The following is a 2093-nucleotide window of genomic DNA, read 5'->3' on the forward strand; positions in this document are numbered from 1 at the left end:
AGGGCGGCGGCGCGGGGCCGCGGCTCGACGTGCAGGGGCGTGTCGCCGCCGCCTTCGGGGCGCTGGGTCCGGGGCTGGCCGAGGTGGTCTACCGCACCTGCTGCCTGCTCGACGGGCTGGAAACCACAGAACAGCGCATGGGATGGTCGGCCCGGTCGGGCAAGATCGTGTTGCGCATCGCCCTCGATCGCCTGGTCGAGCACTACCGCCAGACCGGGCAGTTGAACACGCGCTACGGCTGATGGGCCCGGACCCGAGGCTTGCACGCCGCGCAACACGGGGTTTCATTGCTTTTTCCGGCGGTTCGGCCTAGCTAGGGGCTTATAGACGCTGGAGGAGGCCCACGTGCGCGACCTGAACATTCCCGAATCCCGGCACCCGGAAAAGGCGCATCGCGCCGACAACGCCCAGCCGAAGAAACCGGACTGGATCCGGGTCAAGGCGCCGACCTCCAAGGGCTACCAGGACACCCACAGGATCATGCGCGAGAATGGCCTTGTGACTGTCTGCGAGGAAGCGGGCTGTCCCAACGCGGGCGAATGCTGGTCCCAGGGCCATGCCACCATGATGATCATGGGCGAGATCTGCACCCGCGGCTGCACCTTCTGCAACGTGGCCACCGGCCGCCCAGACGATCTGGACGTCTTCGAGCCGGGCCGCGTGGCCGACGGGGTGCAGAAACTGGGCCTCAACCACGTGGTCATTACCAGCGTGGACCGCGATGACCTCGACGATGGCGGGGCGGAGCATTTCGCGATGACCATCCGCGCGATCCGCAAGCGCAGCCCCGGCACCACCATCGAGATCCTGACGCCAGACTTCCTGAAGTGCCCGCCATCGGCCCTGGAAACCGTGGTCGAGTCGAAACCGGATGTGTTCAACCACAACCTGGAAACCGTGCCGGGACTTTACCAGGAGGTCCGCCCGGGCGCGCGCTATTTCCATTCGCTGCGCCTGTTGCAGCGCGTCAAGGAACTGGACCCCACGATGTTCACCAAGTCGGGGATTATGGTGGGCCTCGGCGAAGAGCGTCCGCAGGTTCTGCAGGTCATGGACGACATGCGCAGCGCCGACGTGGATTTCCTGACCATCGGGCAGTATCTGCAGCCAAGCCCCAAGCACCACGCCGTCGCGCGTTTCGTCCACCCCGACGAATTCGCGGCCTACGAGAAGGCCGCCTATGGCAAGGGTTTCCTCATGGTATCGGCCACGCCGCTGACCCGGTCAAGCTATCATGCCGGCGACGATTTCGCCCGTCTGCGCGAGAATCGCCTCAAGAAGCTGGGCGGGGCGGCAGTCTAGGGCAAGGCCACCAGATAGGCGGCGATCGCCTCGCGATCCTCGGCCGGCAAGCGGCTGGTGTTCTCGATCACTGCCACCATGGAGCCGCCGGCGGTGTCGAACGCGGGCGTGAAGCCGCTTTCGAGGTAGGCCGCAATATCCGGCGCGGACCAGCCCAGCCCCTCGGGCGTGATGTCGGGGATGCGTCCGTCGCCATCGGGGTTGTCCGCCCCGGCCAGCCAGTTCGCCCGGTCCAGCCCGCCCAGCGCATTGCGCGGCGTGTGGCATTCGGCGCAATGGCCCAGCGCCTCGACGAGGTAGCGCCCGCGCGACACCCGGCTGTCCAGATCGCCCGTCACCACCCAGTCGTCCTTGGCAAAGAGCCTCTTCCAGCCGCCAAGGCTGCGGCGGATATTGACGGGAAAGCCGACCTTGTGGTCCGGGCTGGGGGTCGCATCGGCGGGCAGGGTGCGCATGTAGGCGATCAGGTCCGCGATGTCCTCCGTCTCGGCCCGGGCATAGGCGGCATAGGGAAAGGCGGGGTAGTAATGCGCCCCCTCGGGCGAAATGCCGCGCTGGATCGCGTTGGCCAGTTCCCGGTCGGACCAGCCGCCGATGCCGTGGTCGGGATCGGTCGAGATATTGGGCGCCACGAAGGTGCCGAACCCGGTCTCGAAGCGCTGCCCGCCGGCCAGCACGGGCGGGCCGTCGTCGTCCTCGGCCACGGGCGCGGTGTGGCACGAGGCGCAGCCGGCGGCGATAAAGACCGCCTCGCCCGCCGCCGCATCGCCGGTCACGCCGTCAAGGTGATC

Annotated in this window: 3 protein-coding genes; 2 read left to right on the top strand and 1 reads right to left on the bottom strand. The window is 67.7% G+C overall.

The window, feature by feature from the left end; all coding sequences use genetic code 11:
* On the top strand, positions 1 to 242 hold a 242-nt coding region (locus tag ACH107_RS32255), incomplete at its 5' end, for a DUF6456 domain-containing protein (protein ID WP_412509693.1).
* Between the two features lie 103 nt (positions 243 to 345).
* Positions 346 to 1302, top strand: coding sequence for a lipoyl synthase (gene lipA, locus ACH107_RS32260; protein WP_310691148.1), 957 nt, complete (start codon positions 346 to 348; stop codon positions 1300 to 1302).
* Here lipA and ACH107_RS32265 read toward each other — a convergent pair.
* On the bottom strand, positions 1299 to 2093 hold a 795-nt coding region (locus ACH107_RS32265), incomplete at its 5' end, for a c-type cytochrome (RefSeq protein WP_412509694.1). The two genes, lipA and ACH107_RS32265, sit on opposite strands and share 4 nt — an antisense overlap.

The organism is Roseovarius halophilus (ex Wu et al. 2025), from assembly GCF_047086965.1.